Origin of the sequence: Paraburkholderia sp. GAS42, from assembly GCF_050436565.1 — a bacterium.
In the GTDB taxonomy this organism is placed as follows: Bacteria; Pseudomonadota; Gammaproteobacteria; order Burkholderiales; family Burkholderiaceae; genus Paraburkholderia.
Genome location: NZ_JBNDML010000005.1, coordinates 206,336 through 219,728 on the forward strand (window position 1 = coordinate 206,336; position 13,393 = coordinate 219,728).

Annotated in this window: 9 protein-coding genes; 5 read left to right on the forward strand and 4 right to left on the reverse strand. The window is 65.0% G+C overall.

The window, feature by feature from the left end; translation table 11 throughout:
* Positions 1 to 34 precede the first annotated feature (34 nt).
* The 3 genes from recC to P3T16_RS10390 are packed head-to-tail and all read left to right on the forward strand — an operon-like array spanning position 35 to position 9,140.
* The gene (gene recC / locus P3T16_RS10380; RefSeq protein ID WP_429342192.1) at positions 35 to 3,403 is read left to right on the forward strand and encodes an exodeoxyribonuclease V subunit gamma; all 3,369 of its coding nucleotides are present in this window, start codon (positions 35 to 37) and stop codon (positions 3,401 to 3,403) included.
* Positions 3,400 to 7,104, forward strand: coding sequence for an exodeoxyribonuclease V subunit beta (gene recB / locus P3T16_RS10385; RefSeq protein ID WP_429342193.1), 3,705 nt, complete (start codon positions 3,400 to 3,402; stop codon positions 7,102 to 7,104). The genes recC and recB overlap by 4 nt, the downstream gene beginning before the upstream one ends.
* Positions 7,101 to 9,140 (forward strand): AAA family ATPase, encoded by a 2,040-nt coding sequence (locus P3T16_RS10390; RefSeq protein WP_429342194.1) that lies wholly within the window; start codon positions 7,101 to 7,103, stop codon positions 9,138 to 9,140. The genes recB and P3T16_RS10390 overlap by 4 nt, the downstream gene beginning before the upstream one ends.
* Before the next feature lie 83 nt (positions 9,141 to 9,223).
* Here P3T16_RS10390 and P3T16_RS10395 read toward each other — a convergent pair whose 3' ends face one another.
* Positions 9,224 to 9,865 carry a VC0807 family protein gene (locus P3T16_RS10395; protein ID WP_429342195.1) on the reverse strand — a complete coding sequence of 214 codons (642 nt, stop codon included), beginning with the start codon at positions 9,863 to 9,865 and terminating at the stop codon, positions 9,224 to 9,226.
* Positions 9,866 to 10,116: 251 nt separating this feature from the next.
* On the opposite strand from P3T16_RS10395, the gene arfB reads away from it, so the two are divergent.
* Positions 10,117 to 10,521, forward strand: coding sequence for an alternative ribosome rescue aminoacyl-tRNA hydrolase ArfB (arfB, locus tag P3T16_RS10400; RefSeq protein WP_429342196.1), 405 nt, complete (start codon positions 10,117 to 10,119; stop codon positions 10,519 to 10,521).
* A gap of 84 nt (positions 10,522 to 10,605) precedes the next feature.
* On the opposite strand, the gene P3T16_RS10405 is transcribed toward arfB, so the two are convergent.
* Positions 10,606 to 11,889, reverse strand: coding sequence for an EAL domain-containing protein (locus tag P3T16_RS10405; protein WP_429342197.1), 1,284 nt, complete (start codon positions 11,887 to 11,889; stop codon positions 10,606 to 10,608).
* A 275-nt stretch (positions 11,890 to 12,164) separates the two neighbouring features.
* On the opposite strand from P3T16_RS10405, the gene P3T16_RS10410 reads away from it, so the two are divergent.
* Positions 12,165 to 12,455: a putative quinol monooxygenase gene (locus P3T16_RS10410; RefSeq protein WP_429257018.1), complete on the forward strand. Its 291-nt coding sequence runs from the start codon at positions 12,165 to 12,167 to the stop codon at positions 12,453 to 12,455.
* Between the two features lie 120 nt (positions 12,456 to 12,575).
* Here P3T16_RS10410 and P3T16_RS10415 read toward each other — a convergent pair whose 3' ends face one another.
* Together P3T16_RS10415 and P3T16_RS10420 are read right to left on the reverse strand one after the other, a co-directional pair.
* On the reverse strand, positions 12,576 to 12,833 hold the full coding sequence (locus P3T16_RS10415; RefSeq protein WP_228878138.1) for a DNA-binding protein: 258 nt from the start codon (positions 12,831 to 12,833) through the stop codon (positions 12,576 to 12,578).
* A 162-nt stretch (positions 12,834 to 12,995) separates the two neighbouring features.
* Positions 12,996 to 13,226 carry a hypothetical protein gene (locus P3T16_RS10420; protein WP_429342198.1) on the reverse strand — a complete coding sequence of 77 codons (231 nt, stop codon included), beginning with the start codon at positions 13,224 to 13,226 and terminating at the stop codon, positions 12,996 to 12,998.
* Between the last annotated feature and the right edge of the window lie 167 nt (positions 13,227 to 13,393).

The following is a 13,393-nucleotide window of genomic DNA, read 5'->3' on the forward strand; positions in this document are numbered from 1 at the left end:
TGTCGGGGCGGCGGCGCCCGTTTCCATAGGCTCCATGCTCCAGCTCTTCTACTCGAACCGATACGAGACGCTCGCGGCCGCGTTGCTCGACGATCTGTCCGCTGCACCGTCCGATCCGTGGACGGCGCAGTCCGTCATCGTCCCGAGCGCCGCAGTGCGCCGCCAGCTGGAAATCGATATTGCAGAGCGGCATGGCGTCTGCGCCAATGTCAACTTTGGCTATCTCGCGCAGTGGCTGTGGGCGCGCATCGATGGCGTGATTCCCGTGCCTGTCCATTCGCCTTTCGCGCCTGACCGGCTCGTGTGGCGTTGCTATCGTCTGCTCGGCGAGGGTGACGGCGCGCCATGGAGCGCGTCGCCGCGGCTGCGCAGCTATCTCGATGCGGCCGATTCACCGATGCGTTACGAACTGGCACGTCGCATCGCCACCGTGCTGGACCACTATCTGACCTACCGGCCGGAGTGGCTCACGCAATGGCAGGCGGGCGGTTCGATCTTCGCGGGCGCTTCCGGTCCGGCGAACGATCGTGGTCCGCGGCTCACGGGCGGCAGCGACGCCATCCGCGAGGACGAACGCTGGCAGGCTGCGCTTTGGCGCGCATTGTCGATGGAGGTCGCGGGCGACGTTCAATCGCCGTCCGACGCAACGCCGCCCGCGTATCGCTTTCTTGACGAAGTGCGCAGGCTCGATCTCGACGCCGTCGCGCGGGCGAACTGGCCCGAGTCGGTCAGCGTGTTTGCGCTGCCGACCATGCCGCCGCTGCACGTCGCGCTCCTGCGTGAGCTGTCGCGCTGGGTCGACGTGCGTCTTTATGTGATGAACCCGTGCCGCGAGTACTGGTTCGATCTCGTCAGCGAAGGCCGTATCGAATCGCTCGATGCCGCAGATCAACTCGATTTCCAGGAAGTGGGTCATCCGCTGCTCGCGGAGTGGGGCAGGCAGACCCAGGCGCAACTGCATATGCTTCATGAACTGACGGAGAGCGCGGCGTCGAGCGAAGTGTCGTACTTCGTCGAGAACCCTGCCTCGAGCTGGCTTGCCCGTGTACAGAACGCGATTCTCGATTTGCACGACGAGGCGGGAAGCGAGCCGCCCGTCGAACATGGCGTCGAGGTCCACGTCTGTCACAGCCTGTCGCGTCAGCTTGAAGTGCTGCACGACCGGCTGCTAGGCTGGTTCGACGAATTCGACGACCTTCAGCCGTCGGACGTACTCGTCGCATTTCCCGACCTCGGTGCGGCCGGTCCGCTGATCGATGCGGTGTTCGGCACGGCGCCGTCGGGTGACACGCGGCGCATTCCCTATCGCATCACCGGCTTGCCGCCTTCGCAGGCCAATCCGGTCGCGCGCGTGCTGCTCGACTGGCTTGCATTGCCAGACCGCAGTGTGGGCGCGCCGGAACTGATCGAATGGCTGCGCGTCGATGCGATCGGCGCGCGCTATGGCATCGACGCCGTTGCGCTCGAAGCAGCGCAGGAATGGCTGGCAGCCGCCGGGGCGCGTCGCGGTCTCGCACCCGTCGAGCCGGACGACGCGGCGGTGCCTATCGCGCGCCACACGTTCTCGGATGCACTTACGCGCCTGTTCCTCGGCTACGCAATGCCTGACGGCGGCGATCCCGTCGACGCCTGGTTGCCGGTGGAAGGCGCCGATGGTTCGGATGCGGAACTGCTGGGGCGGCTCGCGCGCTTTGTCGACGATATCGACGCCTTCGCGCGTCTTTGCGAGACGGAGCACACGCCGGCGGAATGGACCCAGCTATTGCTGGAAACGCTGGGTCAGTGCTTCGATGGCGGCGTGCTGTTCGCCGATGCGCTCTCGGACGTGCGCGATGCGCTCGACACCATGGGGGAAGCAATGCACGCGGGCGCGAGGGACGTGACGTTGCCGGCGGCAGTGGTGCGCGCGGCGTTCGCCGAAGCGCTCGATGATCCCGCGCGCGGTGGCGTGCCATGGGGTAGCGTGACGTTCTCGTCGCTGACCAGCCTGCGCGGTCTGTCGTATCGCGTCGTGTGTCTGCTAGGCATGGACGACGGCGTGCTGCCAAGCCTTGCGCGCGCGGACGAATTCGATCTGATGGCTGCGTTCGGCAAGGCGGGGGACCGCCAGCGGCGCGATGACGAACGCAACCTGTTCCTCGACCTGCTGCTGGCCGCACGCGACCGTCTGCTGATTGCCTATACGGGGCGCAGCATTCGCGATAACGCGTCGTTGCCGCCGGCAGCGCTGGTCGACGAGCTGCTCGATCATCTGGCGCGTGTTTCGTCAGGGTCGGATGCGACCCCTGCCGAAACGGATCTCGCGCGGCGCGCATTCATCGTTGAGCATCCTTTGCAGCCGTTCGCGGCTGACTATTTCGAGTCGAACCGCGGGCTCTTTACGTACGATGTGGATCGCGCGGAACTCGCCGGTTTGCTGGCAGCGCCGCGTGGCGCAGCCGTTGCGCCATTCTTTGCAGAACCGTTGCCGGCCGAGCCGGCAGCACCCGTCGCGTTCGACAGTTTTCTGCATTTCTGGCGCCATCCAGCGCGCGCGATTTTGCGCGACCGGCTCGGCATCGTGCTGTCCGACGCTCAGGGTGAACTGCTCGATATCGAACCTTTTGAACTCGACTACGCGGGCCGCGACGCGCTCGCAGACCGTCTGTTGCCCGGTCTCCTCGAACGCGATGTGGGCGATGACGCGTTTGCGCGCGCGCGTCGCGTGGCAGAGGCGAGCCCTGAGTTGCCAGGCGGCGCGACCGGGGCCGTCTGGCGCGCGCGTGAACTCGGCGCGTTGCGACAACTGGCGGACAACGTACGACGCGAACTCACGGCGGGCGTCGAGCGTTTGCACTTCGCGCTCGACATCACACCGCGCTGGCCGGATACCGGTGACGTGGCGTTGTTCAGCGCATCCGACGCCGCGCTACGACAGGCTGCTGAACAAACGCCGTTCCAGCTGCATGGCACGCTCAACCTCCTGACGGAAACCGGTCAGGTGATTTTTCGCTATTCGCGGCCCACGGCGCGCGACTATCTGTCCGCGTGGCTTGCACACCTCGTCTATTGCGCGCAGGATCCGTCCGGCCCGCGGCGCACGGTCTGGCATGGCAGTGGCGATACATTCGAACTCGCGCCCGTCGAGGCTCCTCTTGATGAACTTGCGCCGCTTGCCGCGCTGTATCGGGCGGGACGCATGATGCCGTTGCGCTTTTTCCCAAAAAGCGCGTGGGCCAGAATCAATGACAGCGATTCAGCCGCGCAGGGCGCATGGATCAACGACCGCGTGCGCGGCGAATCCGACGACGCGGCGCTGAGGATCGCCTTGCGCGGCACGCCGCTCACGCTCGACGAACCGTTCGGCACGCTCGCCGCGATCGTTTTCAAGCCGCTTGTCCAGCATCTGCGGAGCGCATCATGATCGGCGCATCGTGGACGCATGCAACGGCGGCGGAAGAACTCGATGTCTTCGCGTGCCCGCTTGATGGCGTGAACCAGATCGAGGCGTCGGCGGGAACGGGCAAGACGTGGAATATCTGCGCGCTGTACGTGCGGCTCCTGCTCGAGAAGAATCTGAACGCCGACCAGATCCTGGTCGTCACTTTCACGAAGGCGGCGACGGCGGAACTGCACGAACGCATTCGCGGGCGGCTGGCCGAACTGGATCGCGCGATCGAAACCGGCGATGATGGCGGCGACCCGTTTATTGCGAGACTGTTCGAGACCACGCTCGCGCCGGAGAACGGCATCGATCTGGGCGATGCGGCGAAGGTCGTGCGTCGCGCGTTACGGACGTTCGATCAGGCGGCCATTCACACCATTCACGCGTTCTGTCAGCGGGCCTTGCAGGAAGCGCCTTTCGCGGCGGCGATGCCGTTCGCCTTCGATATGGAAGCGGACGATGCCGCGTTGCGCTTCGAACTCGCTGCTGATTTCTGGCGACAGCGCGTCGAGCCGGTCGCGGCCGCGCATCCCGCGTTCGCTTCGTGGCTCGTGGCGAAGCACGCGGGGCCGGTCTCTCTCGACCAGCAACTCGCACGACGCCTCAAAAAGCCGCTCGCGCAGTTGCGCTGGGGCGGCCTCGATACGGGCGAAGCGTCCGGCGTGCAGGAGATACAGGCGCGATTCGAGCGCGCCAGCGATCTCTGGCGCACGGAGCGCGATGCGATCGCGAGCCTGCTCGCCGATGTGCAGGAGCGTCTCAGCAAGACGTCGCACAAGCCGGATGCAGTGAGCGCCGCGATCTCCGCGTGGACCGAATACTTCGCCGGCGACGATCCTCACGAAGCACCGCCGCGCACCGCGCTGAAGCTGACCGCGTCCGCGCTAAAGAAGGCGACAAAGGTCAGGTTCGAGCCACCTGAACATCCGTTTTTCGCGCTGGCGGACGAACTCGCGGCAGCCGTCGTCGCATCGGAGGCCACGCAACGCGCGCGCTGGCTCACGCTGGTCCAGTCGTGGCTCGACACCGCGCCGGCCGAACTCAGTGCGCGCAAACGTACGCGTCGGGTGGTGTCATTCGACGATCTGCTGTCGAATCTGTATCGTGCGCTCGCAGACCATCCGTGGCTCGCTGATGCATTGCGCGTCCGCTATCCGGCCGCGTTGATCGACGAGTTTCAGGATACGGACCCGCTCCAGTTCGCGATCTTCAATCGCATTTTCGCGCCGGCAGGGCCGCTCTTTCTCGTCGGCGATCCGAAGCAGGCGATCTACAGCTTCCGCGCGGCGGATCTGCACACCTATCTCGCTGCGCGCGATGCCGCGTCCGCGCGCTACACACTGGCAGTCAATCAACGTTCGACGTCGCCGATCGTCGAGGCGTGCAACCGGATCTTCGAGGCCAATCCACAGGCGTTCGTGCTGGAAGGTCTCGATTACCAGCCCGTGCGCGCGGGCGCCCGGCAACGTGCGCCGTTCATCGATCCAGACTGGCAGGGTGGCGACTTTCGTATCTGGATGCTGCCGCAAGGCGAAAGCGCGTTGGCTAAACGCGAGGCTCAGCGTCAGGCCAGTGAAGCGTGCGCCGCGGAGATCGTGCGCCTGCTGCGCGGCGCGCGGGAGGGCACGGTGTCGATCGGCGATGTGCCGCTTGCGCCGGGCAATATTGCGGTGCTCGTACAGACGCATCGACAGGGCAGTCTCGTCAAACGGGCGCTTGCCGCGTGGGGCGTCGGCAGCGTCGAACTTGCACAGGCTTCGGTGTTTTCGACGCTGGATGCCGAGCAGATCGAGCGCGTGCTGGCGGCGGTCGACACACCCGGCGATCTGCGTCGCTTGCGGGCCGCCCTCGCGACGGACTGGCTCGGGCTTGATGCCGCCGCGCTGTGGCGCCTCGAACAGATCGCCGAGGCGCCCTTGACGCAGAATGACCCAGCACACGCGGCCGATGCGATGAGCTGGGTCGAGCGTTTTTCGCGTTACCGGATGCTGTGGCACGAGCGCGGCTTCGCAGTCATGTGGCGCACGTTGATGCGCGAACTGCGCGTCGCGCAACGGCTGGTTGCAGGCGTGGACGGCGAACGCCGGTTGACCGATGTCAACCATCTCGCCGAACTCGTGCAGTCGCGCGCCGCGACGCAGCCCGGTATTGCGCCGACGCTGCGCTGGCTCGCGGCGCAACGTACCCAGGGCGGTGGCGAGGAAGCACAGTTGCGTCTCGAATCGGACCGCAATCTCGTGCAGATCGTGACAGTCCACAAGTCGAAAGGGCTCGAATACGCGGTCGTGTTCTGTCCGTTCCTTAACGACGGCAAGTTGCGCGAACCGCCTTCATCGGGTCTGCCGGACGCACGCGAATATCACGATGATGAAGGCGCGGCCGTGCTGCACTACGGTTGCGACGACGACGAAGCGGAGCGCGCCCAGCGTTTTGCCGCCCGCGAACAGGCGGCGGAACGCGCGCGGCTCGTCTACGTGGCGCTTACACGGGCTGTGTATCGCTGCTATCTCGTCGGTGGCGTCTACCTTTCGTCGCGTTCGACGAAAGAGTCGCGCCGCAGCGTGCTGAACTGGCTGGTTGCCGGTAGCGGTCACACGTTCGACACCTGGCTCGCCGGGCCACCGGATGAAAGCGTGTTGCAGACGCGCTGGCGTGCGTTGTCGGGCGGTCCCGTATCGATCGAGGCATTGCCTCCAATGACGCGTCGCGTGCCACTGGAAAACCAGCAGGCTGACGGCACGAAAATGCAGTCGCGGATGAACCGTCGTCTGTTGCGCGATCAATGGCGCATGGCCAGCTTCAGCGGGCTCGTGGCGGCCGGCGCGCGCACCGAAGAAGCTTTCACGCAAACGGAAGATGCACGTCCCGATCACGATGAAATCGTCGATGTCGCTGTGGACGTGAACGCCGCGCCGGTCATCGTGCAGCGCCCGGCACACGCGCCGGACGACATCCTGGCTTTTCCGCGCGGCGCGGCGGCCGGTGAATGTCTGCACCGGATGTTCGAACTGGCCGACTTCACCGATGCCGGGACCTGGCCGGGAGCGATCGAACGGGCATTGCGGGAGCGACCTGCGCCTGCACTGCCTGAACTCGCGCGGCAGATGCCTTCGATGATGCACAACCTGCTGACCGACGTCGTCACGACCGAACTCGTGCCGGGCATGACGCTCGCCTCGCTGAATCCGCTGCGGCGCCTGAACGAACTCGAGTTTCTGTTTCCCGCACACGCGCTCGACTTTCCAGCGTTGCGTGCGCTGCTGATATCGCACGGTTACCCGGACGTCGCGCTGGAACCGGGTGTATTGCGCGGCTTCGTCAAAGGATTTATCGACATGATCGTCGAGCACGGCGGTCGCTACTGGATCGTCGACTGGAAATCGAACCATCTCGGCGATACGCCCGATGACTACGCTGCGGCGTCGCTCGAAGCGGCGATGGCAAGTCACGCGTATCACCTTCAGGCGTTGCTCTACACGGTTGCGCTGCACCGGTATCTGCGCGCACGCGTGCGCGACTATTCCTACGACACGCATATTGGAGGCTATCTGTATCTGTTCGTGCGGGGTGTACGGCCGCAATGGCGTCACGCGGAAGGCGCAGCGGGTGTCCACGCACGTACGCCGCAGGCGGAGCTCGTGTTTGCACTGGATGCCTTGATGGATGGAGGCGCGGCATGAGCGCATTTGAACAACCGCCACTCGACATCGAAGTCACGCTGCCGACACCCGCGGATTTCAGCACGGCGCTCGCCGAAGGTTTCGCGCGTCGACTGGGCGTGCTGACACGGCGACTCGGCGGCAACGCATCGAGCGTGCGCTGGGCACAGCGCGCGGCGTTCGCGATCAGTCGCGCGACGGCCGAAGGTCACGTCTGTGTGCCGCTCGATGTGCTCGCGAGGCGCTACGAAACATCGGAAGCGGATGCGCGCGCGGCGCTATCGGCGAGCGGTATTGCCTGCGACGGTTCGCAGGAGGCCGCAGCGCTGCGGCCCCTGGTCATCGACGGGCAGGGCAGGCTATACCTCGCGCGCTATTACGACTATGAACGGCAGCTTGCCCGCGCGCTCGTCGCGCACGCGCAGGCGCAGGCGCATGGAAACGGCGAGGCGCCTGCGCCCGTCAGCGACAACGCAGCAGAAAACACGGGCGCGCTTCGTGCACGTCTGCTGCGATATTTCGGTCCTTCCCGGGATGACGCGGTCGACTGGCAGCGCGTCGCGGCAGTCATGGCGTTGTCGGGCCGGCTCACCATCGTGAGCGGCGGCCCGGGCACCGGCAAGACGACGACCGTGGCAGGCGTCCTCGCGTGTCTGCTCGACGCCGCGCCGGATCTGCGCGTGGCACTTGCCGCGCCCACCGGGAAGGCGGCCCAGCGCATGCAGGAAGCACTCCTTGCCCGTGCCGGCGATCTGCCGCCCGATATTGCCGCGCGTCTTCCACAGACGTCCTGGACATTGCATCGTCTGCTCGGCAGTGGACCGGGTGGCCGCTTCAGACATCATCGCGACAATCCCCTTCCGTACGACGTGATCGTGATCGACGAAGCGTCGATGATCGACGTCGCCATGGCCGCGCATCTGCTCGACGCGATCGCACCGCAGACGCGTCTCGTGATGCTGGGTGACAAGGATCAGCTTGCGGCGGTCGAGGCAGGCGCCGTGTTCGCGGAACTCAGCGCGCGTCCGGCTTTCAGCGCTGCAGGTATCGCGCGGGTCGCCGCGGCGCTGGATATCGACGAGTCGCAACTTGTGGCGTCGTTACCTTCGCAGGTGGTGTCAGCAAAGGCGAATACATCGCCCCTTTCGCCATTCGACGATGATCTGTTCGGAGCGCCGCCGTACGGAGAAGAGCGCAGCGCCAGCCGCGAGCCTGGAGAAACAGCCGCGCCGCTTGCCGATGCCGTCGTCTGGCTCGAACGCAACTACCGCTTCGGTCTGGATTCGGCGATCGGTCAGCTGTCACTCGCGATTCGTGGCGGCGACCCGCACGCAGTGCTCGATACGCTGACAACCGATCCTGACTCACCGTGCGTGGCCGCGCTCTACGAAGATGCGTCGCCCACTTTGAGTGACCGCACGGTTGCACGACTCGCGGCCGGTTTCACCCCATATGCCGACGCGCTCGCAGACGCGCTTGCCGCCCGCTTGCCAGACCCGGCGCCGCTATTCGATGCGTTGAACCAGTTTCGCATCCTGTGCGCGACGCGCTCGGGGCTGCGCGGCGTCGATCAGATCAATACGTTGATGGCCGCGCAGGTGCGTCGTGTGGCGCGTGTCCCGTTGACGGTCGGAGCGGGCTGGTTCGCGGGCCGGCCGGTCATGGTGACGCGCAACGATTACGCGCTCGGTCTCTTCAACGGCGACATCGGCATCGCACTGCCGGGCGCGGACGGCGCACTGCGGGTGTACTTCCGCACCGGCGATGGCAGCCTGCGCGCGGTATCGCCAGCCGCGCTGCCGCCGCACGATACCGCGTTCGCGTTGACGGTCCACAAGTCACAGGGTTCGGAATTCGAGCACGCCGCACTCATTCTGCCTTCGACGTTCAGCCGCGTGCTGTCGCGGGAGCTGGTCTATACGGCGATCACGCGCGCGCGTCACCGGGTTGAAGTGATCGGTTCGCGCGCAGTGTTGTCGCAGGCGGTCGCAACGCCTACGCAGCGCGACTCGGGCCTCGCGGCCCGAATCGCGGAGGCGCTGGAGCGTGACGCATGACCGGCGTTGTCGAAACGCGTGCCGGAGAGACCAGGCTCTCCAGTCAGACCCGACCGGCCCGGCAGCGCAAACAGACTGGACAGCTACCCGGCGACGCCATCGGCCTCGCTGGCGTCTGTCACGCGTCGGCGCATGCCTTTTCGGTACCACACGGTCCACAGCAGCAACGCGCCGTAGATGCCGTAGCTCACAAACGGCGATATGACGAGAAAGCGTTCGATCGGCCACGTCATCGCCATGAAGGCACGCAGCGCGGTTTCGAGCGTCAGGCCCGCGCCCCATACGGCCGTCATCAGTCGAAGCTCGGACGCGAAAGCGGGGCGTTCGTGCCACAACGCGTCGATGTGCGCGGCGCCGTCTGCCTTTTCCCGGGCAACGGTTGCCCGCGCGAGATAGAACACGAGCGGCCGCGGCATCAGGAGCGAAACCAGGAACGCCACGCCGATCGCGCCCGACACCAGCGACTCGCGCAGCAACAGCATGCGCGGGCTGCCGCCCGCCGCCATCGCTGCGATCGACAGCACAATGCCCAGCAACACCAGCACGCTCAGCGCATCGACGCGACGAAAGCGCGCCAGTTCGACAAGGCTCCAGACAACCGGCGGCACCGCCGAAGCGATGAGGCCGCCCGTTTCGCCCCAATGCGGCGCGGCGAGGCGATACGCGAGCCATGGCAACAGCAGGTTGACCACCAGTTCGAGGAAAAAACTCGCGCGTATTTTCATGCGGATCGGTGTGATGTCGAAGTGTCACAAGTATCGTCAGGGTACCGGACACAGGCAAATGTTTTTTATTCGATGCGCCCGGCCGAGGACGCGGGTAAAGTGCCGCGCAGGTGGCGCCCGGATTGCGGCATGGCGTCGCCGCTGTCGGTCGTTCTATCGTTCATTGTCCGGCCGGGCTGCATTTGGCACGCGGCCCGAACGACTGGAATCGATCCGGCTATTCCCGCGTCTGATTGCAAAACACCCGAGCCATGACTTCACGTTACCCGGTCCCACTGAACGAAATCGAATTGACGGCTGTGCGCGCGCAGGGAGCAGGCGGGCAGAACGTCAACAAGGTGTCGAGTGCGATTCATCTGCGCTTCGACGTACGCGCGTCGTCGTTGCCCGAGGTGCTCAAGATGCGCCTGCTCGCGTTGTCGGATCATCGCCTGACGCGCGATGGTGTTGTCATCATCAAGGCGCAGGAGCATCGCACGCAGGAAATGAACCGTGCCGCCGCGCTTGCGCGCCTCGATCAGCTGATCGAAAGCGTCAGTGTCAGCCGCAAGGCGCGGGTCGCCACGCGTCCAACGCGGGCGTCGAATCTGCGCAGGCTCGACGGGAAAACGAAACGCGGTGAAATCAAGGCAGGCCGCGGACGCGTGGAGGACTGATCTTTCCCTGTGGTTGACCGAAACACAAGGGACGCTTCCATGCCACCGGAGCGCACACCCACGAACGCAGATGCGCACACAATTTCAACGCGCACCCCCGTGCGACCGGTCCGGCAGAAAATCCGCGCAGAATACCTCCGGGCCTTCCGTCCCGTCAGTGCGCTCGATAGCAATCGCGGCTGTGTAGCAATCCTCACCCTCGGTCAGCGAGTAATGAGGTCCCATCATCGCGACGTGTCCCGGTGACGCCATCGCGTGCCGGAAATACGCGCGCCGTGACCAGTTGTTATGCGTATCGGGAAAGAGCGGCGCGAGGCGCGACGGCGGCGGCGCGAGATCCTTCGCCGTCACAGACGGCTGCTCCTGCAACCCGCGCGCGTTGAGCAGGAACACGCGTCGCGCTTCGCCCACGTTGAACACCTGTTCGGCCGCCTGCGTCAGATCGCCGGTCGCTGAATACACGTGTGCGCCCGCGCGGACCGCTTCGGCGAAACTTTCGAAACCCAGCTGCTGGTGATGCGCATTCGCGCGGTCGTAGGCGTCGTACTTGAGCCACATCGATTCGATCAGTTCCGGCGCGCCTGCACCCGCCGCGCGCACGGACGCCTGCGGCATGCCGAACCAGTATCCCTGCACGAAATCGACATCGGCCTGCATCAGGATCATCAGTTCGTCGTCAGTCTCGACGCCTTCGGCGAGCACCAGCGTGCCGGCCTGATGCAGCATCGCGATCAGATGCGTCATCAGCGATTCGTCGCCCTCGCGCTTGCCGGCGCGCGCGATCAGCGAGCGGTCCAGCTTGACGATATCCGGACGCAGTCGCCACACGCGGTCGAAGTTCGAGAAGCCGGTGCCGAAGTCGTCGATCGCGATCAGGAAGTCGCGCGGCCGGGTCGCGGCGAGCGTGCGCGCCACGGCTTCTTCATCGCCCGCAGGTTGCTCCAGCAGTTCGATCACGATGCGCTCGCGCGGCAGGCCGAAGTGCGCAGACAACTCGTCGATAAACGCGCGATGCGGCCAGCGTGTTTCGAAGACCTGTGGCAGCGCGTTCAGAAAAAGCCAGCACGCGTCGATCTTCTGTTCGACGAAATTTGCGACGTGCAGGCAGCGTGAGAGCCGATCGAGAATCGGCGCGTTCGCATGCAGCTGCGCCTGCGAGAAGAGTGCGTCGGGCGTCACGGGATTGCCGGCCGAATCGGTTGCGCGCAGCAGCGCCTCATAGCCGACGATGCGCTGATGCGTGATCGACAGCACCGGCTGGAACACGCTATGCAGTGTGATGGACCGCCAGTTGGCCGACCAGCCGTCCCCATCCCGGACGATGCGGGGCAGGAGGCGGCTGAGTGTTAGTTCGTCGACGGTGGACATCCGGGTTTGCCGTGGGCAACGTGCTTCGACATGCTGCCGGCCGCGGACTCTTAGCGCGCTTCACCGGCGAAAAGCCTCGCGCGAGCGGGGCTGCGTAATCTGTGTCCGAGGGCGTACTCCAGCACCGTCGCGCAGAGCGCCGTGCAGACCCTGGGTCGAAAACAGTCTATCAGGTCATTTGCGTGACGAGTGTTCGGCGAATCACAGAATGGGAGGTGCCCAGCGCGCTCGCGGCGCGGCGGGTATCCTGCTGTCTTTCTGAAACGGAGAGCGATATGTCGGAAGTAGCAGTGGTTGCAATCTCGGTAGCAAAGCCGGGCTACGAAGAGCAGTTGCGTGAAGCGCTGACAGGCATCGTCGGTCCGACGCGCAAGGAACAAGGCGCGCTGCAGTATGACCTGCATCGCGATGTAAGCGAGCCGCGCCGTTTTGTGTTTGTCGAGCGCTGGGAAAGCGAGGCGGCGCTGGCCGCACACGCGAAGTCCGCGCACATCGCCGCCTGCGGGCAGGCGGTGAAGGACTGGGTCGAACACTCGGAAATTCGCGTGGTGTCGAAGATCGCGTGATGGCGCAGCTGGCGCTTCGGCTTTCGCGTGCTGGCTCGATTATTTGATCCGCGAATGGAAAGACGGCGGGCACTTGCCCGCCGTCTGTGGTTCTTGTCGCTTGATCGTGCGAAAGAAGCTTTAGTGCGTCGCCTGTGGGACGTCGAGAATCAGGATGATGGTCCAGTCCGCGTCGCCTTCGTGATGATACTGACGCTCGGCGACGATAAACGGCTGCTGTTTGCCAGCCGGGCCGAGGAACAGCACGTCGCCTTCCATGGGCAGGCATTCGACCGGCGGCAACGCGAGAAATGCTTCCTGGCTGCCGCGTGGCATCAGTTTTTCAATCTTGCGGGACGCTGCTTCGGTCCATTCGATGTCCAGCTGGATGTTGCTCATTCTGTCCTCCGCACCAGGGTGCGCACGGGTTGGGATGGGTGGGTGCGCGACTTTAGCATACCGTTGCCGGGCCGCCGGCAATAAAAAAGCCGAAGCCGGTAACGCCGGCTTCGGCTTTTCCTCCTCGATGCGGCATGGTTTGCCGCGACGCCGGAGCAAATGTTATTCGGCCTTCGGCGCTTTCTTGTGTTTCATCGACTTGCCATGATGAGCCGGCATGGGCGCGTTTTCCATGGCCTGCTGTTTGGCTTGCAAATCCTGCGCACGTTGCTCGACGTCAGCGGCTTTCGCCGGATCGGTGCTCATCGTGACGCCGCTGTCGGACTGCGCGTAGGCCGCGCCCGTCGACAACGCGGAAAGGGCAACCAGGACTGCCAGGGACGCTTTTTTCATCGCTACCTCCGTAGAGTGGTTTATGGACCCGAGTAATGCCTGTCCAGTCGGAAAGACACTGCATTCTAGCGAGCAATATCTGCTCCCGCGGACAACCCGTAACAGAATTGACAGTTCGTTACATTCGGTTACATGGCGCGCCGATGCGGTCGATGCGGCTGTGCCAG